Source organism: Porphyromonadaceae bacterium W3.11 (assembly GCA_030434245.1).
Lineage (GTDB): Bacteria > Bacteroidota > Bacteroidia > Bacteroidales > Porphyromonadaceae > Porphyromonas_A.
The window spans coordinates 205036-229905 of sequence record JAUISX010000001.1 but is presented as its reverse complement, the minus strand read 5'-3'; the positions used below and the strand labels follow the sequence as shown (position 1 = coordinate 229905).

The following is a 24870-nucleotide window of genomic DNA, read 5'->3' as shown; positions in this document are numbered from 1 at the left end:
TATTGAATAATTACTTCAAGAATGGATATGTATAATCTACAGGTGGGACAAAGGTCTCTTTAATACAGCGGGCATTTGTCCAGCGTATTAGATTGAGAACCCCACCAGCTTTATCATTGGTACCACTAGCACGACTTCCACCAAATGGTTGTTGACCTACCACAGCACCTGTCGGTTTATCATTTATATAAAAGTTGCCAGCTGAGAAACGTAGCTTATCTAGTGCCGTCTCTATTGCGTATCTATCTCGTGAGAAGATGGAGCCTGTCAATCCATATGGAGAGGTTTCATCACATAGCACAAGTATATCTTCAAACTTAGAGTCATCATACACAAAGATGGTAAGAACTGGTCCAAATATCTCCTCCTGCATCGTCTTAAACTTAGGATCTGTTGTGAGGATAACGGTTGGCTCCACAAAGTAACCTTCACTCTTGTCGCATCCACCACCGATGATAACTTCAACATCAGACGAGCTCTTAGCATAATCAATATAGGACTTGATGTTATCGAATGAGGTTTCGTCTATCACAGCATTCATGAAGTTAGAGAAGTCTGTTACATCGCCCATCTTGATGGTCCCAATCATGGACTCTAAGCGTTCACGTAGCTCATTCCACATACTCTGAGGAATGTATGCTCGTGATGCAGCTGAGCACTTTTGTCCCTGATACTCGTATGCTCCTCGTACTAAAGCCACCGCTACTTCATCCACATTAGCAGTAGGATGAGCGACCACGAAATTCTTACCACCAGTCTCTCCAACAATCTTTGGATAACTCTTATACCCTGAAATATTTTCGCCTATTTGTCGCCATAAGGTATTGAATGTTGCAGAACTACCAGTAAAGTGAAATCCTCCAAGATCTTTATGGGGTATTAAGGACTTTCCGATGACGCTCCCTTTGCCAGGGATGAAATTAATCACGCCATCAGGTAGTCCAGCCTCCTTCATCACTTTAAGCAATAGATAATTTGAGAATATTGCAGTTGATGATGGCTTCCAGACAGATACATTACCCATGATAGCAGGAGCCATAGTAAGGTTCAGTGCGATGCTAGTGAAGTTAAATGGTGTGAGAGCAAAGACAAATCCTTCAAGCGGACGATATTCCACTCTGTTCAGTATAGTATGATCACTTAAGGGTTGATCTGTGTATATTTTTGAAGCATAGTAGGCAGAGAAACGTAGGAAGTCTATCAATTCGCACGGTGCATCGATCTCTGCCTGCATGGGATTTTTACTCTGACCCAGCATTACAGCCGCAGCTAATTCATATCTATATTTTGTGCTAAATAGTTCAGCCGCTTTTAGCATAATAGAGCTCCTTTCAAGCCATGGCAGTCTACTCCATTCATGGTGAGCCTTCATCGCGGCATCAATTGCCATCTGCACCTCTTTATGGCCAGCTTTGTGATATTTAGCCAGAATGTGTTTGTGATTATGAGGCATTACTACCTCTCCCATATCACCAGTACGCACCTCTTTGCCACCGATAATGAGTGGCACTTCTAGTTCCGTGGCAGCCGCACTTTTTAATGCTTCTGTAAGGCGATCACGTTCGAGTGTCCCTGGAGCGTATGAGTTTATCGGTTCATTGGTTGGTCTCTCAAAGTTATATAGAATATTATCCATCTTGACTATTAAAATTATTATTTATTCAAATATTAGTATAAGTTCTTCTTCTGCAATCTTTTTATTATGAGCCAAGAAGATCTCAGCTATCATACATCTAGCAGAGCCACCACCATTCTTCTCAATGACGTTAAGATTAGGTGTGATTAATTTGCTCTTGTTACTCAGTCTCTTAATCTGATCAGGCGTAAGGCTATCATAGGCTGCTTTGCTCATGACGAGTAGGGGAGCTCCCGATTTGTTGTGCAGTGCAAGCATATTCCCTGCAAATGACTTGACTTGCTCTTGGGTTATTTCGACAATTTCTCTCCCAGCACTCCTAAAGCATGCCCTCAGCGTTTGTTGTTCTTTTTCAGACTTAATACTATCCATACAGATGATAACCTGCTTAGGAGCAATGCACATCATGACATTTGTGTGGTAGATAGGCCGCCCTTCGTCATCAGTTGAATCGAAGAGAATGTACTCGTAGTCAAGTTCCTTACAGAATTCGGCTAGGATTTCTTCATCTGTTCTGGGGCTTCTGCAGGCAAAGAGGACCTTATTGACACGATCCAGGATCATACTTCCTGTTCCCTCAAGAGCTTTCATGTCAGCTTCCCATTTCGTGAGATCAATGATCTTTGTAACTCCTGGCATCAATGATAGCATATCTACAGCCTCCAGCTTACGTTCCAGTTGCCTATTATCGGCAAACATAGGATAGAAGACAAGCTCTCCAGTGCAGTGTGTGCTAAACCAATTATTGGGGAAGATGGAGTCCGGAGTCGCTGGCTCTAGAGTATCCTGCACCACGATGACCTCGACTCCATTTTTTCGAAGTAGATCTACATAATGATCAAACTCCGCTAATGCTTCCATCGCAACATCAACCTGCTGATCCGAACGAACTTGGAAATGATTAGTTACAGCCGTTTCCTCATTAAAACCAAACCTTGCGGGGCGGACCATCAGTACTGTATCAGTTGTTTGTTTGCGTATCATTTTAGACCATTTCTAGAATAGACTTTTTAATAATAGATATCGCATCTCTTAGTTCATTTTCTGTAATACATAGTGGAGGAGCAAAGCGGATAATATGACCATGAGTAGGCTTTGCTAGTAATCCATTTTCAGCCATCTTCAGGCACACATCCCAGGCTTCTTTGCCTTTATAAGGCCTGATTACCACTGCATTTAGAAGTCCCTTTCCCCTAACTATTTCTATAAATGGAGTATCAATAGCTTCCATCTCGTCACGGAATATTTTTCCGAGCCTAGCCGCATTCTCCATCATGTTTTCTTCCTTGACCACATCAAGGGCTGCCATGGCTACTTTACAAGCAAGGGGAAATCCACCGTAAGTACTGCCATGTTCACCTGGACCTATAGTCATCATGATTTCGTCATCGGCAAGAACAGCGGATACCGGAAGAACTCCACCACTTATAGCCTTCCCTAAGAGGACTATATCTGGTCTGACGCCTTCATGATCGCATGCTAGCATCTTACCAGTTCGGGCGATGCCTGTCTGGATCTCATCGGCGATGAATAGGACATTGTGCATTTTACACAAATCATAAGCTTTCTTTATGTAGCCATCATCAGGGACATATACACCAGCCTCACCTTGGATTGGCTCCACAAGCATGGCTGCGACCTTCGTTCCTTGAGTCGAAAGGGTAGTCTCTAACGCTTCGATATCATTATAAGGGATGTTAACAAAGCCTGGTGTGTATGGTCCATAATCAGTATAGGCAGATGGATCATTACTCATGCTTACAATACTTATGGTACGACCATGAAAATTACCATTACAGACAATGACAAGAGCTTCATCCTTAGGGATGCCCTTTATACGATATCCCCATCGACGGGCTAGTTTTACTCCAGTCTCGACTGCCTCCGCACCACTATTCATTGGAAGAACCTTGTCATAACCAAAGTAATGATGCATATACTCCTCATACGGGCCTAAGTCATCGTTATAAAATGCCCTTGATGTCAGACAGAGCTGCGCAGCTTGATCCTTAAGTGCTTGAATGATTTTGGGGTGGCAGTGTCCTTGATTAACAGCTGAGTAAGCGGATAAAAAGTCATAGTACTTTTTGCCATCCACATCCCATACATACGCCCCCTTTCCTTTGGCGAGTACTACCGGGAGTGGGTGGTAGTTATGTGCTCCATATTTTTCCTCTTGGGCGATATACCGCTGTGCATTCTTTGAAATTTCCATAGGGTTATTTTTTATATTTAGGGTTAAGTCGGGTATTCATTCCCTCTCGTACAAATTAAATGAAATTAATTCATATTATCAACTAAATATCAATAAAATAGTATAATGTATTGACCGTTGGTTAAGAAATTGTTATTTTTATGACTCAATGTTGTTTCGGTGCGAGTCGATATTGTGGTCTATTTTGTCTTATCTTTGATTCATTTTAAAAGTAACATCATGAATTTTTAATATCTTTGCTGCAAAATAAATTATTATTATACCGTATTAAATTATGAAGCTAAATGGACGTAGAGAGAGTGAAAATGTAGAGGATCGCCGAGGAAAAAGGACTCGGAAGGCATCCCTAGGAGTAGGAGGGCTAATCATTCTTGGATTGATTACTTGGGTCCTAGGTGGTAATCCATTGGATGTCCTAAAAGATAATGGTGCTGAGATCATTCCAACCCCTGCAACCACAGAGGAGTATGTACCAACAGCTCAGGAGGAGGAGATGGCTACATTTGTAAAAAAGGTCCTAGCCGGTACCGAGGATGTCTGGACAAACGTTTTCGCTGAAAATGGGATGACATACAGAGCACCTAAGTTGGTTATGTTTACCAATTCAGTAGAAAGTGGATGTGGTGCAGCGTCGGCACAAGTAGGCCCCTTTTACTGTTCAGCAGATCAGACCGTTTACATTGACTTATCTTTCTTTGTTGAAATGAAGAATAGGTTAGGTGCTGGAGGCGATTTTGCTTATGCTTATGTCATTGCTCATGAGATAGGTCATCACGTGCAGTATTTACTAGGCACCTTGGATGAAGCTCATTCCAAGATGGCTCAGATGAGTAAAAAAGAAGCTAATGCCGTGAGTGTACGTCTAGAGCTCCAGGCAGATTATTATGCAGGAGTATGGGCACATTATGAAAAGGCTATGTACGATTCACTGGAGCCTGGCGACCTTGAAGAAGGCATCAACGCTGCACACGCGATAGGAGACGACAAGCTACAGATGGAAGCGCAGGGCTATGTAGTTCCGGATGCATTTAATCACGGGACTTCCAAGCAACGTATGGCATGGTTGACTAAAGGCTATCAAATGGGAACTATCAAAGATGGTGATACATTCAATCTCAAGGATCCATTATAAATATCTGTACTCCGCCACGAATGATTATCAGAAAGCTCTTAGGTTTGTATAAATCTAAGAGCTTTTTTTATCGTTTGTATATAAAGCATGATACTAGGTTATGGTCCATTTTTGATTCAGTCAAACATGACAAACTGAAATCTGTAGTGTCTAGATGATAGGCTTGAAGAGTAAAAAAATTCTCTTATAAGAACGATTTCTTCTTCCTATAGGAAGAAAAAATGTTTCCTATATGAAGCGTTTCTCCTCCCTATAGCTAGCGTTCTGATCCGTTTATAGACGACATCCACTTGACTTCAAGGCTAGAGATAGTGCCGCTTTGTTAGCATCTATCGGCTCTGTTTTTTAGAGTTCACTATGCTCATTCCGCAAGTAATTAGGGCAGGTTTTCAGGTACTTTTCTTATTCTTAATTTCTGTGAGATCATCTAATGTCACCACGAGCTCTCTTTCTTTATCATTATGTATTCTTAATACATATTCTAGCGGTTCTCAATCTGATAACTCCACGAATATATATGTATAGGCAATACGATTTCAAAATCGTGAAACAGAGGGAGCTAAAATTATTAGGTGGGAAAACCAATACTTTCTTCCTACCTTATCAGTACCAATAGGACCATTCACCATGGAATCTATCCATGGGTAACGCATTAGGACGCATAGTATATCTCACGTTAGTGTTAAATTCTATTATTGGTGTCCGATAAAAATTTTAATAGCTTTTATAACGAATTGAATAATAGTCCATTACACTACAATTAGAAGAAGGGGGCTTGTCTCTTAAAACTATCTTGATTATCAAAGAGTTAAGTGTGTTTATCGGACACTAATAATATTTAATAAAAACAAAAATAATTAACAGGTTTAGTATATTTTCATATGCCAATTAATGTGCATATATTTGTTTAGAAACTTTTCGGTCGGTTTTTGAAAGTAATTCAAGGTTTTTCATTTGAGAAGATTACAAATGAGCAATAAAGAACAAATATTGAAAGAGTCATTCATGCTTTTCCTAAAGCATGGATATGAAGCTGTAAGCCTTGTTGATATAGAAAAGGCATCCGGAGTTTCACGGGGTGGAATTTACCACCACTTCAAAAGCAAAGAAAGCATATTCGTTGAGTCTATAGGGAAGTTTGTCTTTGAGTTTTTAGAATCTTCGCCCGTTGAATCAATGCCAGACCATACAAGTATTAGCTCTCCTTTACTAACTTTTCTAAGTCTTATACTTGAAAACATAGAGCATAGAATGAAGATATTTCACGAAAGATTTGGTGATGAAGTATCAGCTAGGAATCTCTTTGCTTTAGTTTTTTACCTTAGTAATAACTATCCGAATACAAAGGAAAAGATTAGAGAATCCAGCTACCATGATCAAGAAAAGTGGGTAGGTGTAATTAACGAGTCTATAAAAGCTAATGAAATCACTGATGCTGTGGATGTCGAACAACTGGCACTCAACTTCAGAAACATATATGTAGGAAAGTCTATAAGCGATTCCCTAAATGAGGAATTGATTGTAGAGGAGCTTCGCTCTCAATGGATAAACATATACAACTTAATTAGACAAAAATAATTTTGTTGCAATCTTCAATATAACGAGCTTATAGTTGTAGAAATGCACCACAAGAAATTTTAAGAAAAGCTCCTCAAATTTTATTAGATATATCAGAAATGTGTTGAAGGAAATGGATTGAAGTGCCACATAAAGGATTTAATTCAAGGTGTTCATTCAATCATTTTGGGCAAGGTCAAAAGGATTTGTAATATAGAACGAAATCAAGATTATGAACAATAAAACACTTTTAAGAAGTCTAATCACAATACCCTTTTTATTATTTTCGGGTTTGTACGCTATCACTGGTTGGGCTCAATACACGGACACGCTTCAGGTGGAGACTTTACCGGAGGTTACTATTCATGCACAGTTACAAAGGACATCTGCCAAGTCCTCTGTATTTACACCAACGATGAGCCAGAAAATCTCTGCTCAGAGTGCTGTGGACTTGCTTCGTCAGTTGGCGATTCCTCAGATTAATATCAACCTGATGAATAATAAGGTGACTACTCCAATAGGTGCTGGTGTAGCACTATTCATCAATTACATTCCTGCTTCTCAGCAGGATATTGATGGATTGTTGACGACTGACGTGAGGCGAGTGGAGTATCTGGACTTTCCTATTGATCCTCGCTTTCAGGGTAGTGAGCATGTCATCCACTTTATTGTACACAAGTATGAGTATGGAGGGTACACCAAGCTGAGTGTCAATGAGAATTTCCTCACTGGACTATCTAGCAATGTCTCACTCTTTTCAAAATTTGCTTACAAAAAGATGATTTATGATCTCTATGTAGGTGCTTCTAATTATGACCTCCGAAATATTGGTACCTCCACGATTGGCACTTATTCACTGCTTGATGAGAGTGGAAATCCTAAGTCTATCACTAGGAAAGAGCTATTTGATAAGGCTCACTATAAACAGAATACCTATCCTATCACATTTAGAGCATTCTATGAAGCTGACAAGACCCAAATAACCAATACGGTAGGCTTCTCTTACTCCGAAAAGCCGATGGCGAGATATGCAGGTACACTTTTTTACGAGCCGACTCTAGGCAGTGACTATCAATTTACGAGGGACAATCCTACAAAGCATAGACTGATTACTTGGAATGGTTTTTACTTCTTTGTCCTTCAGAATGGATTTCAACTTAGCTTTAGTCCTTTTGCTAGCTATGGAAAAGTGAATGACAATAGCTTGTACTCTAATACTTTGCCTAACTCTACTGCTATAGAGAATAATGCCGAAGAGGATCAGTATAGGTATGGGCTGACTGCGACGCTTAATAAGAGGCTGTCAGATGGTCAAAACATCTTGATTAGGGGATATTATGGAGCGAACAAGAGCGATGTGAGTTACCGCGGTACTTCGCCCTATGAAAATGAATTTATGTCGCAATATGGTGGTGCCACTCTGGGCTACAACTTTTTCAATAATAAGTGGAACTTTAATGCCAATGCTTCGCTTCAGTGGGAGGAGAATAGAATCAATAAGGAATCGATTAAGGAGCTTTATCCGCTTTTTAATATCTCAGCTGGCTTTTCTCCTTCGTCCAAGCACTCATTTAGGACTTATTTCCACTTTGGAGCTAATTACCCTGGAGCAAGTGTGAAGACTCCTAATGTGTTGCAGGATAATGAATTGATGTATATTACTGGTAACCCTGATATAAGGCTTTCAAGACAGTTTAATTTTAATCTTTCGTATAATTGGATACCCAATAATAAGTTTTCAACCTCTCTATACAGTCAATACTTTGGGGAGCTAAACCTCTATGTGCCTATCTATGAGCATTACAAAGAGGGCAAAGTCCTATTAAGGAAGTACGATACAGACTCTCAGTATCATCGTGTACAGCTAGGAGCTTCCTTTAATTATAAGTTGTTTGATGGTAAGCTCCAATTGGCAGCCTCCCCATCGGTCACCCTATTTCGTGTGCTTGGCTATTACGATATGTCCAAAGCTCCCTTCTATTTTAATGCTTCAGCGACCTATTACCTCAATAACTTTTACTTCCAAAGTGCTTATCAGACTAAGTTCCGTACTATCCAGGGCAACAGAGCTGTCTATTATGAGGATAGGGACTTCTGGCAATTAAAAGCAGGTTGGAGTAAGAACAACTTGAATATCCGTCTAAGTGGCAATAACTTATTTAGAAACGACTGGAGGACCTCGACAGAGATATTTGATAGTCCACTATATTCTGAGATTAGATACTTAGAGGGTAATAATTTCCATCGTCGCATCAATCTCTCTGTGACCTATACCATTGGCTACGGTAAGAAAGTACAGCATGGTAACGAAGTAGGACAACAGTATGGAGCTTCATCAGCAATCTTAAAGTAAAAATGAAATTTGTTTTTTTTGCAAAGAGATGCGATGGATTGTGGACCAGTGTGCTTGGCTATGGTGGTTAAGCACTATGGTCGGCATCCTGACGTGGAACAAATCTGTGAAGCTTCGCTTTAAGTAAGAAGGGGTCACGGAAAATGGTTCATCATTCTTTGGTGTTACTTGCACCACTTTATCTAGGTTACCCGTAGTCTGTAGTGTGGTTTTCTCCTCATCGGTGAACTTATACCCCAGATATGGGTAGTCCAACTTTGGCTCCTTACGGATGTTGTGGATCGCCAAACCGATTTCACCATCTTCATTGGTGCGAAGTGCGAGACGAGCATCTGTGTAGATGGTCTCCTTGCCCGCTTTTACTGCAATAGTAACAAGGTCGGACTTCTGCCAATTAAGGAGTTTTTCCAATTGTCCGCTCTCTTCCAATCGCTCCTTAGTGACTCCAATAGTTTCCAACTGCTTCCAATCTACCTTGTTTTCGGGAATGGCCGTCGTCTTCTTCTGCATAGGGAGGAAGTCCTCAAAGCGAACTTGACTCTTCTCCAACTCTGCTTTAATCTTTGGGTCTTCACGCTCAGGAAGCATAGTCTTGAGAGTCTCCACGCTCTTTTCCACTCCTTGGGCAGCTACTCTGTAAAGTCCGAAGTGGGTCGGGTTGTTGAACTGCCTGAGGAAGTTGCTCATGAAGTTCTTGAATAGACCGTCTTTATTATTAAACTTGAGGAATGCTGCTTGATTGGCATCTATCGGCTCAGTCGTCTTGAGCTTGCCCTGCTCGTCCATTCCTGTTACCACAGAGAGCTTTCCAGCCTCCTGATCATTCTTAACTTTCGTGCGATCCTCTAAAATCAGCACATACTCTTGTTGTCCATTGTCATTCTGTTCCATAAGACATATTCTTTTGGTTATCAATCAAATTACCAAGCAAATATATCCGCTAAGGAAATACGATTTCAAAACCGTGAAACAGAAGGAACTAAAATTATAAGGTAGGAAGAAAACACTATTTTCTTCCTACCTTATTAGTGTCAACAAGACTATTGTATAGAGAAAAGATACTTATGAATCTTCTTCGGATCTCTCCCCATTTATGAAGCAGTAACCAATACCGTGGATGGAGCGGAGGTAAGAGTTGACGGTGTAGCGATTGATGATACGGCGGATACTGGAGATAGCGTTGTAAATCACCCCGTCGGCATTGGTGGGGAGCTGCTCTTCACCCCAGAGATGTGCCTTGAGCTCAGCAAATGTCACATTTTTACCCTCACGCTCATTTAGCAGCTTCAGCATCTGACTCTGCATGGGACTAATCCCTACGATACTACCGTCAGCAAAGTAAATCATCTGCTCACCAAAATCTATCTCCATCTCACGATATTGCTCATTAGGAGCTTTGGAGTAGCGCTCCGCATAAGCTGCCAGTAGCTGTGCTGTCAGAGGCTTCTCTACATAGCTGAGCGCACCAGCTTTGACCGCTTTCACCTTGACACTCGGGTCTGCGTGGCTACTAATGATGATAACAAGGAGGTCGGGATACGTACGAGTCACCTCCTCACACACCTCGATACCATTTCTATCCTCTCTCAGTTCGATATCTAGGAAGAGGAGTTCGGGCTGGTAATCCTTGATAAAGTCCATAATTCCATGTGCTGTAGGTGAGTAATAGACATCATAGCCCAGCTCCTCCAGTTTGCTCTTCAAGTCGTAGCCATACTTCAGCACATCATCTATAAGCATTATCTTTTTCATCATCAGTTTTTTGTAATAGGATTGTAAATTTTGAACCTCTCGGTTGTGATTTTTCATATCTCATCTCACCACCCATAGCAGAGATCAGCGACCAAGCAGTCATCAGTCCCACACCGCTGCTGGATGATTGTGATACTCTCTTGATCCACACAGGAGTGATGAGCTGCTCCTTCTGCTCTATAGCGATTTCTATCCCCTCTGCCTCATCACAGATGACGATAGCTATGGAGTCATTCTTTTCTACCGCATCTATGCAGATAGATGGTTCGAGGTCATTGTATTTAACCGCATTATCGAGCAATACCCTCAAGATGAGTCTTAGCTCCTCTATCGGCTGGTAGAGCTGTAGCTCAGTGTCAAATCTCCGCTCTAGTGTAATCCCCTTTTCTGGATAGTGAGAAATTAGTTCGCCTATGATATCCTCCAGAAGGTCATAGAGGTAAAAAGCCCTTCGACTAAAGTTTCGTTGCTCTCTTGCTCTCCTGATGAGTAGTAGAGTATTGACATCCTCTGTCAGCTTCAAGATATACTGGTCTGCTTCTGTCAGACCACTCTCTAGTTCGTCACTAAGCTCCGCACTGTGGTCGCTTCTCAATCCATAGAGCATAGAGTGAGCAAGTGATAGGGGGAGCTTGAGGTCGTGTACCAGTCCGTAGAAAAAGATCTCTTGCTGCTGTGTACTCTCTCGCTCTAGCCTAAGCTCTCTACTCATCCTAACTAGTAAAATAAGTATCGCCACAAGCACCACTACACCGAGGATAAAGAGAATAAATACCAGACTGAGTGACGAAGGAAGCGAAGAAGTTACCTCTAGGTATAGTCTATATTGCTGTTCATTAGTTTCATAGTGCTTATAGACAATTTGCTGATAGTTCCACAAGTGACTTCTCTTCAGCTCTATTTTTCTATTTCCTATCTCTTCATCACCAGCTAGTAGCGTTAGTTTGAATGATGAGACATCTCTGCCAACGACTTTGCTTTCAAGAAAACTAGTAACACGGTCCAAAAACTCTGAATCCTTAATAATACCTGTAAGTATCGTGATATCACTCAGTAGATTGGTCATCTGCTGACGAGAGTCCAAATTAATCTCAAAAATAGCACCACTCACTACTGAGTCTTTCTCTGCTTCAAGAACCCTCTCAATATTGAGTCCTACACTCTCTACAGGGTTTTTCAGATTCTCCTTGAAGGAGGAAAATGCATACATTTCAAGAACCTCATTAAATATCACCTCCACTTCTTGCTTCTCTTTCTCCACATGGGCTTTGTAGAGATTGATGCCCCATGCGAGCTGTACCGCCACATATAAGAGAAGTGCAATAATGGTAAGGAAGAGATATGCTCTCTTCCTGCTCCCTGCTTTGCTTTTTGTTATCCAGGTCATAATCATAACTGTCTATTAGTGCCACAAATATAGTATTTTACGAGTGATCCTCCACCAAAAATCCGTTTGTTAGGATTTCAGTTAGAATTTCAGTTAGAATTGGCTTGGTTTTCTTTAAAACTCCCCCGACCTTTGTAGTGTGAGTTAAAACTAATGAAAGAGAGAATATAAGTGTATGAAAAGGTGTGTAACAATACTAATCCTATGTCTGTTATGTGCTATCAGGGCGATGGCGCAGGAGACTTCAAAGGACTCTATCTTAATAATGCGAGATAGTATTGGGCTTCATTATCAGCCTAAGCATGAGATTCCCAAGCAGTCTCCGAATTGGAGCCATTCTCTAGAGAAGAAAGATATAAATGAATTGATAGAGCTAGATAGAGCTACTGAGCCCATATTTGCACCAGAAAATAGTGAGAGACTTAGTGCCGAGATATCACCTTTTAGAGTAAGCGGTGGTGCTTCATCTGGATTTGTTGTAGGAGTTCATCATAGTTTGCTATTCTCTAATTCTAAGACATTAAGACTGGACTATAAGATTCTTAAAAATCTCTCACTTTCTATGGGTTCAACTATTGGAAATACTAGTGTGCCATGGCTTCAAATTCCTATAAATCAGTATTCTGGATATTTGGGTCTCAATTACAGTCCTATTGCTAGCGTAGTACTCTCAACTAGCATCAATATGGGTTCGCTAATGGGAGAAAGATACTATAATCCAGTAGCTGAACTTGTCTATACCCCTAACCAGAATTGGGAGCTCACACTCTACGGTGGAGCTTACTTCTCCCCGATGCTCCATGGAGGTAAAATCTACAATGCAATCTATGGTGGTGTGAAAGCTAAATATACAACAGATTTGGGGATATTTATTTACGGTAAGGGCTCTATAAGTAAGTCTAATCTGCCATATAATGGTTCGTCGCCAAAAGCGTTGTTTAATGGATACTCAAGTTTTGGAGGAGGTGTAGGTTACCAAAACATAGGTGTAGGTGCAAATTACTCTATCAATCCATTAACTGGTCGGTCACGTGTTACTTACGAAGTCTCGTACGACTTATAACTTTGACTTATTAGCTTTGGAAAATTTAAAAAGCAAACACCATCGCAGTTAGAAATCACAAAATTCTGATACGATTATTAATATATAACAATGGAAAAGAAGAACAGTATAGTATTATTAAATTGGTGCCCGCCAGCTATCACTTTATGGCCATCACCAGCACACAGTATTCTCAAACAAGCAATTATTAAAGAAGGAATTAATTGTAAGGTCATATATTGGAATATTGAACTAGAGGAAATTTTAGCGAGCTTTTTATTCGCTGAAAGCACATATAGCTTTAGTGATTCGGATCGATTGGCTCTATTTTATAGCTACATAGCGTTCAAGAGAAATGATTACATCCTTCTATTAAGAGAGGAAATACGCCTCAGAGGCATTAAACCCTCTTTGGATTCAATCCAATTTGACTTTAAAGACCATGTATTAACCCACATCAAGAAGCTTGAGGATAAAATAAATGAAATTATAGATCGTGACATTTCTGAAGCATTACTCGTTGGGTTTTGCCTGCACTTATATCAATGGGTAGCTGCATCTGTAATATCTGAAATCATTAGGAGAAAGCATCCGGAAATTCCAATAGCTGTTGGAGGTATTGGTTCAAAAGGTACAGCAAATGCATTTTTAGATACCTTTCCCCAATTTGACATTGCAATGTGGGGAGAAGGGGAAATGTCACTGATTGATGTAGTGTTAGCGTGCAAAAAGAGTTTTTCTCTCGAGGGTATTTCTCAAATTGCATTCAGAGACAAATATAATAATATCGTGTTTAACGAACAAAAGAAAAAATATTACGACATTCAATCTGAACTTTCATTTGAATACGATGATTTTTTTAACTATAAAACAATAGATAAAGATAAGATAGTTATTCCATTGGAAATGAGTCGCGGTTGTCATTGGAATAAATGTCATTTTTGCTTTCTTAATGATGGGTATAAATATAGAACAAAAAGTCCTGAAAAGGTAATTAGAGAACTTGAGTATTATATCAGTAAGTATGGTATATACAAGTTTTCCTTTTTGGATAATGATTTAATTGGGGGGAACTTAAAGCGTTTTGAAATGCTCTTAGATATGTTAATTATGCTAAGAGTGAATTTTCCTGACTTTGAGATAATTTTAGCAGAGATAATAACGAAAGGGCTAAATAGGAATTTGATTAAAAAGATGAGTCTGGCAGGGTTTAATCATGTCCAGATTGGGTATGAATTTCCAGGAGATACTATTCTCAGAAAAATTCAAAAGAAAAATAGTTTTTCTAGCAATTTGTTATTTGTTAAATGGGCAGACTGCTATGGTATATCTTTGGGAGGAATGAATATCATTCGAGGTTTATTAGAAGAAGACACAGAAGATATTTCAGAAGCATGTCAAAACCTTCATTTTCTAAGATTTTACTTAAAGAAAGGGGTTATTGAACATAATGTTTCCTCTTTGGCTGTTTCTAGCACTTCTTATTATTACGACTCTCTGATTAACAATCCTTTGTATGAGAATGTTTTGGATGACTCTCTTAAAAAAAGACTTCCTAAAAACTTCATTCCTTCAAAATGGTGGTTTTATATTTATCATATGGTTATTCTAATACAAGATGACTTATGGGCATCGTTTGACAAATTGAATGAATTTTACACAAACTCACTGTTTGAGTATAAAATTATCAATAATGGTAACACAAACACATATTATGAGTATTGTAATTATGAAGAGATAAATAGATTGGACTTTTTAATTGAAGATATGCATTGGAAAGTGCTCGCTTTTGCCAATGAACAAGTTAGGTCATATTTAGAAACAATGACTTATTTTTCTTTAGATAAAATATCATTAGAGAGTATTCTTGATGCTCTTTCTGCAGAAGGATTACTTTATGATTCTCGCTCTAGAGGGGAGTTTGTCAGTGTAGTCAATACTAATTTACAAAACATTTAAATTTTAACAAGATGAGAAAGTTGAAGAAAGCAAGTTTTGCTGATGTAAGTGCAATGGATTTGGAGAAAATCAAAGGAGGAACTCAATCGTCTTCTGGAGATGGAGGAAATCATCAAATCCGTATTTCTGTGAATAATGACCCATCTATACAGGTAGGTGTGGGCATAAGATTCTAAAATGAATTTGGAGTTGTGGCTATAGGACATCATCCTTCTGTCACAACTCCTCAATTCTGCTATAGACCGCTCGTAATCCATTGGAGAATTTGACCCTTATTTTGCCAAACTAAATAAAGGTAAGATATCAATAAACTTGTAAATTGAAAGTATCTACCACAATGGTGCTTTAAAGGAGTAGAGTTGTTGGAGATGGACTAGTAAGATAGATGAAAACTCACTTCAGATTCTATTACATCAATAACTACTTAAATTTGCCTGCGACCTCTTTAAATATAAATAATCCACTATATTCAAAAATCAGATACTTCAAGGGTAAAATTTCCTGCATTGTGCCGACATTTCTATAGCTTACAGATCAAAACATAGAAAAATACAGAGTTGAAATGAGGTAGATTGAAATATGGAGTTCTCTTCGTTATCCTTAAGTTTACATTGATCTTACGATGGCAATAAATCTTGGAATTAAAAAGCTAGTAAAATTTGTTAATAGACTTTTGGAGTGAGTATAAGTAGATTTCAACTAAAAAAAAAGAATTCTTATGAAGAAAAAGAGAGTAATAGAATTAGTGGTAGTAAGTTTGTTTTGTGCCATCGGAGTAATGGCGCAGGAGGTGACTTATAAGTCGGTGATTAAGGATAGGAAAGAGCAGGTGGTGGAATTTGCTACCGTGGTATTGCTGGATGGTGATTCGTTGGTGCTGACTGTAGGGGCTTCCGATTCTGAGGGGACTTTTTCACTTACAGGTGAGGGAGCAAAGTATTTAAGGATTTCACACCTCGCCTATAAGGATGCTTTGCTAAGTCTTTCTGAGCCTTTGCCTGAAGTGATCTATCTAGAGGAGAGTGACCTATCACTGGACGAACTGGTCGTGAAAGCAGATCGTCCGCTGATGAAACTGGTAGATGGTAGTATTCCGAACTATGACATTGATGTGCTCTTTGAGAATAGTCCGATCACTACAGCCTACGAGATGCTGGGGAGATTGCCAGGAATGGCGATGGAGGGTGGTGTGCCAACGCTGATGGGCACTACTGGTTATACGCTGGTGCTCAATAGCAAACCGTCCGATATCCCTCAGGGACAGCTGCTGGAGATGCTGAAAACAATCCCGGTGCAGATGGTCGCCAATGTGGAGATTTCGTATGCTCCAATCGCTCGATACAGAGCAAAGGGGGCTTCTATCAATGTGATCCTCAAGACTCAATCCAAGGATAAGCAGCTGAGCGGTCTTTCGGGGCAGTTATTTGCTGGGTATTACAATACCTTCTACGATACATATTCTGGCGGTGGCAATATTAGCTATGCTGGTGAGAGTGGCTGGGCTTTTAATGGCGGTTACAAAGGCAGCGGTGGTAAATCATATACAGATATGAGCTTTGAGACAGAGCCATTTGGGGGCAATAGCGGAATTGCTGTCAATAATGTGGGCGTGTCAAAGTTTTTAGCTCATACGCTATTTAGTGACCTGTCGTATAGCTGTGATAAGCACTCAGTCTCTCTCAATTATTACGGCGATATCAATCCTCGCAATCGATACATCGAGAGCGATATCAAAAATATAAGTCCACTAGAGCGCAATCAAGAGAGTAAGACGCAGACTCATCACGCCGCACTGGAGTATGTCTATAATAATAGTCTGATGGTGGGTGGTTTTTATACTCGTTATAACACTGATAGGGAGCTGCAGTACGGTATGGATAAAACACCCCTAGAGGCTAGAGCTCATCACTATATTCAGAGTCAATCTTCTGAAGTGTGGGGTGCGCATATAGACAATCGTCATCGCTGGCAAAGTGGCTGGGGACTAGAGTATGGAAGTAAACTATCCTACTCTCATACCGTCAATAGGCAAGACAACTTTGTACCTATAAAATCTGAGAACGAGAGGATTAGTCGCGAGCTACTGGCAGACCTCTATCTAGGTGTCAAGAAGCAGTTTTCGCCTAGACTTAATGCTGGTATTACGCTGATAGGCGACTATGCTAAATACTTTGATCACGAAGATAATTTCCAACTGATTCCTCAAGCTAATCTTACTTATGTGATCAATCCCGCCAATATCGTGCAATTTAACCTCCAGTCTCAAAAGAGCTACCCCGCCTACTATGAGCGGGAGCCATTTGAGATGATTCATAGCGAGTATCAGATGTGGAAGGGGAATCCTGAGCTGAGACCTTTTGTGAGCTATGATGCGAAGCTGCTCTATATCCATAAGCAAAAATATATATTCATACTGGAGGATACCTATAATCCTGATTACTTTGTACAGCAGATGTACCTAGACCCAGAACGTAATCAGATTGTCTATAGGACTTGGAACTGGGACTACTACAACACTCTATCAGCTGTAGCTGTGCTACCTCTGCCTCAGATGAGGTGGTGGGAGGGCAAACTAACTATCAATGGTCAGCTCAATTCGCTTCAGATGGATGTGCCATTTGCTGAGAAGCTGAGGAGGAATAAAATAATGCTCTTTGCGTCAATGACCAATGACTTTAGACTCAGTCAAAAGCACAATATCTCTCTGGGGCTCAATGGTACATATATAAAAGGTGGTATGCAAGGTTATTATGACTTTGCTGATATGTTTAACCTCTCAGCTAGTGCCAAGTGGACCAGTCAAAACCAGAAGTGGAGCGTCACTCTGCAAGCCAATGACCTGCTGAATAGTGCTATCCCAAAGGTAAAGGCGGATTATGGCATTCATAAGTTCAATTTTGAACCAATGAATTTCAATCGCTCTATTTCATTAGATATACGCTATACATTTGGAGGATTTAAGACTATCAAGAAACCTACACAGCTGAATACAGAGCGTTTTGGGATGTGAGTTCACAATAATGTATTTGTAATTATTGTTGTCTAGTAAAAGCTAGAAATAGCTTTGTAATAGTTATAGGGTACTGTAATATCTGGGGGCCTTTTCGAATTGAAAAGCCCCCCTCTTTGGAGTGCCGTGCATGTGTATAATCTAGGTGGTGTAAGTCCACTGCGGGGTAAGCGGGTATTATATTCTTTTCTTTAATTTCTTTTATGGTTATAGTATGGGCGTTTTCTTATCAAATTTTCATAAAAAGAAAATTCTGTCCTCTTTGTCTCTTTGTTCAATTGCTTACATTAGCTTTCTTTATTAAACAAATAATGCACCAAAATTTATTAGTAGTTGATCAATATAAAGTTAGTGAAATAGTTTCGTTATCGTTTGTCTTTTTACTTATAACATTAGTGTTAAGTTCTTTTGTTAAACCTCATTTTGTAAATCAGAGCGATTTAATCTCCGCTAAATACCTTCTCAACAAATTAAAAGCAAGATTAGTCAAAAATTATCTCGAGAAGGATAAAAATGGAATATCTCATAATAAGAACTTACATCAATCTAGTTTGCCTATTTCCACTACAGGAGCTTCCCATGAATCATTGTTGTCATTAATCCGTTTTGTGTGCAATGTGGAGAGCATTATCAATCCTCTTTTTTTATCCAAAACACTTCATCAACATGCAACATTAAATATATTTTTTTATATGGTAATCAGTTGCAATTTGAATCTGTTAAGAGTATTTATTCTGCAATTGAGAATGGACAAGATTTTAGAACTATTCTTCTTAAGTGGTATTCGATACGAAGCAAAACTGACATCAAAAGTTTATTAACCAATACAATAAAAAACTCTTTCGGAAAACTCTTTAACTGAGATACAAGCAAATAATAATTGGTGTATTTCAAATTGAATTTACGAAGTTCCTGCCGTTATATTAAATGGAGAAAAATTGCCTTACGACATCGGGGTTTCAGATATTTTGAATCTCACTTTATGAGATAACAAACTAAGTAGACTCTTTTTTGATTTGACATTTAGTTTTATGCATCTAATTCACTTATCAGTATACTAATTTATGCACTTTATTAAACAGAAAGACGCAATGGATTGTGGGCCTGCTTGCTTGGCTATGGTGGTCAATCACTATGGTCGTCATCTAGACTTGGAGCAAATCTGTGAGGATTGTGCTTTAGGTAAAGAGGGGGTCTCTTTGCTGGGCGTAAGTAAGGCTGCAGAAAAGAGGGGGTTGCACTCACTGGGTGGTCGTATTACTTTTGAGACACTAGAGAATGAAGCTCCGCTCCCCTGTATCGCTCATTGGAATCAGAATCATTTTGTAGTCGTTTATAAGGTCAAGAAACTTCGTAAGGGCAATTATAGGGTCTATATCGCAGACCCTGGAAAAGGGTTGCTCACATACTCCAAAGAGGAGTTTTGCGAACATTGGGTGAGTACCAAGACTAATGGGGAAGAGAAAGGTATTGTCCTACTCTTAGAGCCGACAGACGAGTTTTATAACCAAGAACTAGCTGATAGTGGAAAGCTAGAGAAAGGTAATCGTCTGACTTTCCTATGGAGTTATGTCAAGAAGTACCGCAGATACTTAGGACAGATTATACTGGGACTTTTGCTTGGTTCGCTGATTCAGCTCGTTTTCCCATTCCTCACCCAAGCAATAGTTGATACCGGTATTGGAGGGCGAGACATCGGTTTTATTTGGCTAGTATTACTGGCTCAGCTAATGCTACTCTTTAGCCGTACTGCCATCAGCTTCATCCGCTCCAAGCTACTTCTTCATATCTCCACGAGAATCAATATATCGCTGATTAGCGACTTCTTTATCAAGTTGATGAAGCTACCGATGAAGTTCTTTGATACCAAGCTCTTAGGTGACTTATTGGAAAGGATAGAGGATCATAGGAGGGTGGAGCAATTCTTGACCTCCAATAGCTTAAATCTGCTATTCTCTTTCTTTACTTTCATCATCTTTAGTATCGTTCTAGCTTACTATAACCTCCTGATATTTGGAGTGTTTATCATCGGTACGCTCCTCTATGCTGGTTGGATTACTTTATTTCTCAAAAAGCGAAGAACACTTGACTACAAGTTCTTTGAACAAGCTGGCAGAAACCGCAATGTCACCTATCAGCTCATCAATGGTATGCAGGAGATTAAGCTACAAGGGTGTGAGCAGAGAAAGCGATGGGAGTGGGAAGATGTGCAGGCTGATCTATTCAAGGTCAATCTTCAGAGTCTCAATCTCCAACAAGTACAACAGGCTGGAAGTATCACGATTAATGAGGTGAAAAATATTCTCATTACCGTATTTGCTGCGACAGCTGTAATACAGGGTAATATGACGCTTGGTATGATGCTAGCTGTGCAGTATATTATCGGTCAGCTCAATAGCCCCGTAGAGCAATTGATCCAATTCATTTACTCTTGGCAGGATGTCAGCATCAGCCTAGACCGTATGAATGAAATCCATACAGAAGAGAACGAAGAGAATAGTAACCGACATGTTACTAGTTTTGCACAGAACAACTTAGATATCAAGGTGGAGAATCTTTCCTTTAAGTATGATATCTATAGTCCAACTCCTATCCTAGACAATCTTAATCTCACCATTCCCAATGGAAAAGTAACAGCCATAGTGGGGGCTAGTGGAAGCGGAAAGACCACTTTGATTAAGCTACTACTTGGTTATTATTCACCACTAGAGGGTGAGATAAAGGTCTCAGGGACCGACCTTGAGGAGTACAATCTAAGCTGGTGGAGAAGTCACTGTGGAGCAGTGATGCAGGAGGGGTATCTATTTAGTGATACAATAGCTCGGAATATCGCCATAAGCGATGACACCCCAGATATAGAGCGAATAAGAGCTGCTGCCTGTATTGCTAACATAGCTGACCATATAGAGAGCCTTCCACTGGCTTACAACACAATGATCGGTCAAGATGGTCAAGGGATTAGTCAAGGACAGAGACAGCGAATACTGATTGCTCGAATGGTCTATAAAGACCCTACATTTGTATTCCTTGACGAAGCAACGAATGCACTTGATGCTAATAATGAGCGAGCTATCACGGAAAAGCTTGAGAATTTCTACAAGGGTAAAACGGTAGTGGTCGTTGCTCATCGTCTATCTACCGTATGCAATGCCGACCAAATTGTAGTATTAGATGAGGGAAAGATCGTAGAAGTTGGCGACCACGATAGCTTGACTGCTAGACGTGGTAAGTACTATGAACTCGTAAAAAATCAATTAGAGTTAGGTAATTGATATGGAAAACAGAGAGAAAACCTACGAACTAAGAAGCGAAAAGGTGCGGAGCATTGTAGGACAGATACCTCCAGCACTTGTTAGATACGGGACTATTATCCTATTTGCCGTCTTAATGGTCTTATTTGGCATTGCCTATTTTATGCCGTATAAGCAAGTCTATTCAGGCACCATTACCTTTTACGATATTTCGGAGCCTACAACGACTGCCTATATCTCTTTTGCTAATAACAAAACTCTGACAAATATTGATGAGCCTATTCTTCTTACAGTCCATCTTGACACCAAGAAATTGGATGTGAGATTGAGAGACATAGAGAGCAAACGAGATACTCTTAATCGCTATCCTGTAGTCATTGAAGTAAATAGGGGGATTCAAAACATAGCTAATCTTAAGAATAGCACATTTGACTTTACCATAGTAGAGAGTTCAGATAATCTATTATCACACTTCCTGCCGAAAAAGAAAAAATAAGTGCATCAACAATGTAAGTTCGATCTAGGAAAACCATCTCTCTCAATTGATATATCAAATTATTATTTCTGATTAGTCTTATGTTCTGTGCTCTATAAAATCCATAGATGGTGCACGAAAGCTTTAAAAGTGATTCTATTTGATATTAGAAAACCAATTATAACGACAATAATTACAAGACATTGGTAATCAAACAGTCTTATCATATCGAACTGAGGCTATTAAGGTTTGTTGATTTCGTTTAGCCTAGAGATCAGCGAGTTTTGTGTATATTTGTCACGGCAAAATAATTTATTTTATCAGAATGGAAAAGAATTATATTTTTAGGTTAATCCTTCTTTTTGGGCTGACACTTGGCTATATCTCATCATTAGAGGCTCAAGAACAGAGTGAGGGATTTTATGCTCCAGAAATGAAGAAGCATGAGGTTAAAGTGAATGCTTTGAGCACGATCCTTCTTCAACACCCTGAGGTGGCGTATGAGTATTCGTTTAATCAAGACCTTTCAGTAGGAGGACGCCTAGGCTTCTCTTTCAATAACGAAATTGAATATTTGGGAGCATTCCAATTGATGCCGTATGTTCGATGGCATTTTTATACTGGGAGTAATAAGAATGTGCATTCCCTTCGTGGCTTTTTTGCTGAAGTAAACACAGCATACACTCTGTATAAGATAAATGAGTTAGAGCCATCGGTAGACTCAAATTACACTCTCAATGAGGTGACTAGAAAAAATAAGTCAGGCTTTGGCATGGGTGTAGGCGTAGGATATAAGTATATTTCACGGCGAAATTGGGTCGTCGAGACTAGCCTAATGGCTGGACGTAATTTTTCAGGTCCAGACTCTAGGATAATCTATTTAGGTCTAGGACTTTCGATAGGTAAGCGTTTCTGATACAATAAACTATAAAATGATATGTTAAACGTAATTACTTGGACCGTAGATCCTATTTTGGTAGAGTTTGGTCCATTGAGAATAGCATGGTATGGTGTGTTCTTTGCCGTTGGACTATTTGTCTTTGGTGCTACTATCCTTTCTAAAATGTGGAAGCATGAGGATTTGCCAGAGTCTTGGCTAAATTCCATGGTTCTCTATGTTCTAATTGCTGTTATAGTAGGTGCACGGTTAGGACATTGCCTCTTTTATGAGCCCGAATACTATCTTGCTCATCCCGTAGAGATCTTAAAAACATGGAAAGGGGGACTAGCGAGTCATGGAGGAGTTCTAGGGATAGTGATTGCTATGTATATTTACTCTAAGCGTGTGTCTAAGAGATCTATGCTTTGGAGTTTTGACCGCCTTTGTGTTCCTACTGGTATTGTTGCGGCTATGATTCGCTTTGGTAATCTTATGAATCACGAGATATATGGCCATGCCACAGATATGCCATGGGGCTTCCGTTTTATTCAGAATATCAGTGCCTGGAGAGCAGGAGCAGAGCCTATTTTTTCAGCCCCATCTCATCCAACTCAGATATATGAGGGACTTTGGTATCTCCTTACCTTTGCCATATGTATGTGGCTGTACTGGAAGAAGGATGCTCAGAAGAAAGAAGGCTTTATCTTCGGCTTTTCTATGGTCATGATCTTTGTCGCTCGTTTTTTCATCGAGTTCGTTAAGAACGACCAGGTTGATTTTGAGGCCAGTATGACGCTCAATATGGGGCAGTGGTTGAGCATACCATTCATCATTGTGGGTATTGTGGCCATGGTGCATGCGCTTAAGACGCCTGAGAAGGTGTATCCAAAGCCTAGAGTAAAAGTAAATAAGAAGTAATATGTATTTTATTAGTATATACAATAATTTAATTTTTTTTAGTTCCAATTTAAAACATCTATGAAGTATAATTTGAAAGTTAATGACTCAACATATTTCTTTGGTCAGAATGATAGAATAATAGATAAGTTTGAGCATGTTTATCCTGTTCCAAGGGGCATGGCCTACAATAACTATCTAATCAAGGATGAAAAAAATGTACTCCTTGATACCGTGGATGTCAATTTTAGTGAGCAATTCTTTGGTCAATTGGAGAGTGCTTTGGACGGATCGGATCTGGACTATTTGATTGTTCAGCACATGGAGCCAGACCATTCAGGAGCCATTCGCCTTCTGAGAAATAAGTATCCTAATGTCCAAATCGTTGGTAATAAGAAGTCCTTGGCTATGCTTAAGGGATATCATCATATCACTGAGGGATTGGTTGAAGTTGGCGAGGATAGTGAATTAAATATTGGTAGCCGAAGTCTGAAGTTTATGTTCGCTCCCATGGTCCACTGGCCTGAAGTGATGTTCACTTACGATCCTTTGGAGAAGACCCTCTTTAGTGCTGATGCTTTTGGTGCTTTTGGTGCCATTGATGGAGGATTTTTTGATGAGCAACAAGATCTCAATTGGTTATTCCCAGAGGTACAGAGGTATTATACCAATATAGTTGGTAAGTACGGAAGTTTTACTACTAAGGCATTAGAGAAAGCCGCAAAGTGGGATATTCAAACTATCTGTCCGGTGCACGGTGTTGTATGGCGTAAGCATATTCCCGAGGTGATGGAACTATATAATAAGTTGTCAAGCTACGAACCAGAGGAGGGAGTGGTCATTGTGTTTGGCTCGATGTATGGAAATACTGAGCATCTCGCTGAGCTCATTGGTAGAAGTATAGCAGCTCATGGAGTTAAGAATGTCAAGCTCCATCACATGGGTAAGTCTAATTCTTCATATGTCATCAGTGACATCTTCAGATACAAGGGGGTTATCTGGGCTTCACCTACGTATAATAATGGGCTTTGGCCTCATATTCAGGAGGCTCTAGATGCTGTGGCCGCTCGTAATATCCCAAATCGTATGTATGCTGTCATTTCTTCAGGGTCATGGAATCCTAATACGATTAAGCCTATTGAGGAGTATTGCGAGAAAATGAAGTGGAGCAAGGTCGCTGAACCTATTAAGATGCTCATGAGTATGGATGAAGATATTATGAGTCAGGCTTGGGAGCTTGGCCGTGTAATGGCAGGAGCCGTAAAGAAAAAATAGTGAGTGGGGGAGGGAATAATAGTTTTTATAATATATTAAACGATTAAAA

The 24870-nt window shown here is 39.8% G+C and carries 17 protein-coding genes and 1 pseudogene; 12 read left to right on the top strand and 6 right to left on the bottom strand.

Annotation, left to right across the window (positions count from 1 at the left end):
- Nucleotides 1-10: 10 nt before the first annotated feature.
- The 3 genes from pruA to rocD are packed head-to-tail and all read right to left on the bottom strand — an operon-like array spanning nt 11 to nt 3851.
- Entirely contained in the window at nt 11-1636 is a 1626-nt protein-coding gene (gene pruA, locus QYZ87_00875; GenBank protein MDN4753091.1) for an L-glutamate gamma-semialdehyde dehydrogenase, read from the bottom strand.
- A gap of 21 nt (nt 1637-1657) precedes the next feature.
- Nucleotides 1658-2620 carry an arginine deiminase-related protein gene (locus tag QYZ87_00870; protein ID MDN4753090.1) on the bottom strand — a complete coding sequence of 321 codons (963 nt, stop codon included), beginning with the start codon at nt 2618-2620 and terminating at the stop codon, nt 1658-1660.
- A gap of 1 nt (nt 2621) precedes the next feature.
- Nucleotides 2622-3851 (bottom strand): ornithine--oxo-acid transaminase, encoded by a 1230-nt coding sequence (rocD, locus tag QYZ87_00865; GenBank protein ID MDN4753089.1) that lies wholly within the window; start codon nt 3849-3851, stop codon nt 2622-2624.
- 274 nt (nt 3852-4125) lie between these two features.
- Here rocD and QYZ87_00860 point away from each other — a divergent pair, with 274 nt between their 5' ends.
- The 3 genes from QYZ87_00860 to QYZ87_00850 all read left to right on the top strand — a co-directional run bounded on the left by QYZ87_00860 (nt 4126) and on the right by QYZ87_00850 (nt 8893).
- Entirely contained in the window at nt 4126-4983 is an 858-nt protein-coding gene (locus QYZ87_00860) for a neutral zinc metallopeptidase (protein MDN4753088.1), read from the top strand.
- Between the two features lie 969 nt (nt 4984-5952).
- Nucleotides 5953-6561, top strand: a complete 609-nt coding sequence (locus QYZ87_00855; GenBank protein MDN4753087.1) for a helix-turn-helix domain-containing protein — start codon at nt 5953-5955, stop codon at nt 6559-6561.
- Between the two features lie 211 nt (nt 6562-6772).
- Complete coding sequence (locus QYZ87_00850; protein ID MDN4753086.1) at nt 6773-8893, top strand: hypothetical protein; 2121 nt, start codon at nt 6773-6775, stop codon at nt 8891-8893.
- A gap of 138 nt (nt 8894-9031) precedes the next feature.
- On the opposite strand, the pseudogene QYZ87_00845 reads toward QYZ87_00850, so the two are convergent.
- The 3 genes and pseudogenes from QYZ87_00845 to QYZ87_00835 all read right to left on the bottom strand — a co-directional run bounded on the left by QYZ87_00845 (nt 9032) and on the right by QYZ87_00835 (nt 12032).
- Nucleotides 9032-9784: pseudogene (locus tag QYZ87_00845) on the bottom strand (DUF4099 domain-containing protein).
- A gap of 171 nt (nt 9785-9955) precedes the next feature.
- The gene (locus QYZ87_00840) at nt 9956-10648 is read right to left on the bottom strand and encodes a response regulator (GenBank protein ID MDN4753085.1); all 693 of its coding nucleotides are present in this window, start codon (nt 10646-10648) and stop codon (nt 9956-9958) included.
- A complete protein-coding gene (locus tag QYZ87_00835) occupies nt 10620-12032 on the bottom strand; it encodes a HAMP domain-containing sensor histidine kinase (protein MDN4753084.1) in 1413 nt (470 codons plus the stop codon). The genes QYZ87_00840 and QYZ87_00835 overlap by 29 nt, the downstream gene beginning before the upstream one ends.
- Before the next feature lie 175 nt (nt 12033-12207).
- On the opposite strand from QYZ87_00835, the gene QYZ87_00830 reads away from it, so the two are divergent.
- From QYZ87_00830 to QYZ87_00790, 9 genes are all read left to right on the top strand, one after another.
- Nucleotides 12208-13095: a hypothetical protein gene (locus tag QYZ87_00830; protein ID MDN4753083.1), complete on the top strand. Its 888-nt coding sequence runs from the start codon at nt 12208-12210 to the stop codon at nt 13093-13095.
- Nucleotides 13096-13185: 90 nt separating this feature from the next.
- Nucleotides 13186-15033 carry a radical SAM protein gene (locus QYZ87_00825; GenBank protein MDN4753082.1) on the top strand — a complete coding sequence of 616 codons (1848 nt, stop codon included), beginning with the start codon at nt 13186-13188 and terminating at the stop codon, nt 15031-15033.
- A gap of 11 nt (nt 15034-15044) precedes the next feature.
- Complete coding sequence (locus QYZ87_00820; GenBank protein MDN4753081.1) at nt 15045-15209, top strand: hypothetical protein; 165 nt, start codon at nt 15045-15047, stop codon at nt 15207-15209.
- A gap of 542 nt (nt 15210-15751) precedes the next feature.
- Nucleotides 15752-18043 carry an outer membrane beta-barrel protein gene (locus QYZ87_00815; GenBank protein MDN4753080.1) on the top strand — a complete coding sequence of 764 codons (2292 nt, stop codon included), beginning with the start codon at nt 15752-15754 and terminating at the stop codon, nt 18041-18043.
- 1064 nt (nt 18044-19107) lie between these two features.
- Nucleotides 19108-21315: a peptidase domain-containing ABC transporter gene (locus tag QYZ87_00810; protein ID MDN4753079.1), complete on the top strand. Its 2208-nt coding sequence runs from the start codon at nt 19108-19110 to the stop codon at nt 21313-21315.
- Nucleotide 21316: 1 nt separating this feature from the next.
- Entirely contained in the window at nt 21317-21790 is a 474-nt protein-coding gene (locus tag QYZ87_00805; protein MDN4753078.1) for a hypothetical protein, read from the top strand.
- A gap of 304 nt (nt 21791-22094) precedes the next feature.
- A complete protein-coding gene (locus QYZ87_00800) occupies nt 22095-22685 on the top strand; it encodes a DUF3575 domain-containing protein (protein MDN4753077.1) in 591 nt (196 codons plus the stop codon).
- Between the two features lie 21 nt (nt 22686-22706).
- On the top strand, nt 22707-23567 hold the full coding sequence (gene lgt / locus QYZ87_00795; GenBank protein ID MDN4753076.1) for a prolipoprotein diacylglyceryl transferase: 861 nt from the start codon (nt 22707-22709) through the stop codon (nt 23565-23567).
- A 60-nt stretch (nt 23568-23627) separates the two neighbouring features.
- Entirely contained in the window at nt 23628-24821 is a 1194-nt protein-coding gene (locus QYZ87_00790; GenBank protein ID MDN4753075.1) for an FprA family A-type flavoprotein, read from the top strand.
- Nucleotides 24822-24870: the final 49 nt, after the last annotated feature.

What these genes read in the sequence shown, in the direction of transcription:
- pruA (MDN4753091.1), bottom strand. Translation starts at nt 1,636, where the DNA reads ATGGATAATATTCTATATAACTTTGAGAGACCAACCAATGAACCGATA.
- QYZ87_00870 (MDN4753090.1), bottom strand. Translation starts at nt 2,620, where the DNA reads ATGATACGCAAACAAACAACTGATACAGTACTGATGGTCCGCCCCGCA.
- rocD (MDN4753089.1), bottom strand. Translation starts at nt 3,851, where the DNA reads ATGGAAATTTCAAAGAATGCACAGCGGTATATCGCCCAAGAGGAAAAA.
- QYZ87_00860 (MDN4753088.1), top strand. Translation starts at nt 4,126, where the DNA reads ATGAAGCTAAATGGACGTAGAGAGAGTGAAAATGTAGAGGATCGCCGA.
- QYZ87_00855 (MDN4753087.1), top strand. Translation starts at nt 5,953, where the DNA reads ATGAGCAATAAAGAACAAATATTGAAAGAGTCATTCATGCTTTTCCTA.
- QYZ87_00850 (MDN4753086.1), top strand. Translation starts at nt 6,773, where the DNA reads ATGAACAATAAAACACTTTTAAGAAGTCTAATCACAATACCCTTTTTA.
- QYZ87_00840 (MDN4753085.1), bottom strand. Translation starts at nt 10,648, where the DNA reads ATGATGAAAAAGATAATGCTTATAGATGATGTGCTGAAGTATGGCTAC.
- QYZ87_00835 (MDN4753084.1), bottom strand. Translation starts at nt 12,032, where the DNA reads ATGACCTGGATAACAAAAAGCAAAGCAGGGAGCAGGAAGAGAGCATAT.
- QYZ87_00830 (MDN4753083.1), top strand. Translation starts at nt 12,208, where the DNA reads ATGAAAAGGTGTGTAACAATACTAATCCTATGTCTGTTATGTGCTATC.
- QYZ87_00825 (MDN4753082.1), top strand. Translation starts at nt 13,186, where the DNA reads ATGGAAAAGAAGAACAGTATAGTATTATTAAATTGGTGCCCGCCAGCT.
- QYZ87_00820 (MDN4753081.1), top strand. Translation starts at nt 15,045, where the DNA reads ATGAGAAAGTTGAAGAAAGCAAGTTTTGCTGATGTAAGTGCAATGGAT.
- QYZ87_00815 (MDN4753080.1), top strand. Translation starts at nt 15,752, where the DNA reads ATGAAGAAAAAGAGAGTAATAGAATTAGTGGTAGTAAGTTTGTTTTGT.
- QYZ87_00810 (MDN4753079.1), top strand. Translation starts at nt 19,108, where the DNA reads ATGCACTTTATTAAACAGAAAGACGCAATGGATTGTGGGCCTGCTTGC.
- QYZ87_00805 (MDN4753078.1), top strand. Translation starts at nt 21,317, where the DNA reads ATGGAAAACAGAGAGAAAACCTACGAACTAAGAAGCGAAAAGGTGCGG.
- QYZ87_00800 (MDN4753077.1), top strand. Translation starts at nt 22,095, where the DNA reads ATGGAAAAGAATTATATTTTTAGGTTAATCCTTCTTTTTGGGCTGACA.
- lgt (MDN4753076.1), top strand. Translation starts at nt 22,707, where the DNA reads ATGTTAAACGTAATTACTTGGACCGTAGATCCTATTTTGGTAGAGTTT.
- QYZ87_00790 (MDN4753075.1), top strand. Translation starts at nt 23,628, where the DNA reads ATGAAGTATAATTTGAAAGTTAATGACTCAACATATTTCTTTGGTCAG.